1 pseudogene is annotated in these 570 nt (G+C 71.2%); it reads left to right on the top strand.

The window, feature by feature from the left end:
- Nucleotides 1–473: pseudogene (locus tag QK442_RS36250) on the top strand (hypothetical protein); the annotation flags it as partial.
- Nucleotides 474–570: the final 97 nt, after the last annotated feature.

Genomic DNA, 570 nt, shown 5'->3' with positions numbered 1-570 from the left:
TCCTGGAGCTGGAGCTCGGCGACCGCATCCAGATCATCAACACCCCGCCCTGGCTGCCGCCCGGGCCGATCGACCTGATCGTCCAGGGCATCAGCGAGACCCTCGGCATCCGCACCTGGACCGTCACCCTCACCTGCGTCCCGGCCGGCCCCTGGACGGTGGCGGTGACCGACGACCCGGTGCGCGCCCGGGCCGGGACGGACGGCACCACCCTCGGTGCCGCGGTGACGGACACGGCCACCTCGATGTCGTTCGTGTCCAACCCCGGCCCGGCCTGGATGACCACCGCCAGCCATCCGACCGCGTTCCCGGTCGACGCGCTGATCGGCGGCGAGCAGATCCGGATCACCGGCATCACCGGCACCGGCCTGACCCAGACCGCCACCGTCGTCCGCTCCGTCAACGGCATCACGAAGAGCCACGCGGCCGGAGCCCCGATCCAGCTGCTCCAGCCCGCCACCGTCGCCCTGTAGGAGGCCGCATGCCCTACTCCGCCTTCCTGGCCGGCGAGAACATCACCGCCAGCAAGCTCAACAGCCGGATCGTCGAGGAGGTCATGGAGTGGACACC

This window comes from Streptomyces sp. CC208A, from assembly GCF_030010625.1.
GTDB lineage: Bacteria > Actinomycetota > Actinomycetes > Streptomycetales > Streptomycetaceae > Streptomyces.
This window is presented reverse-complemented; position numbering and strand designations above follow the sequence as displayed.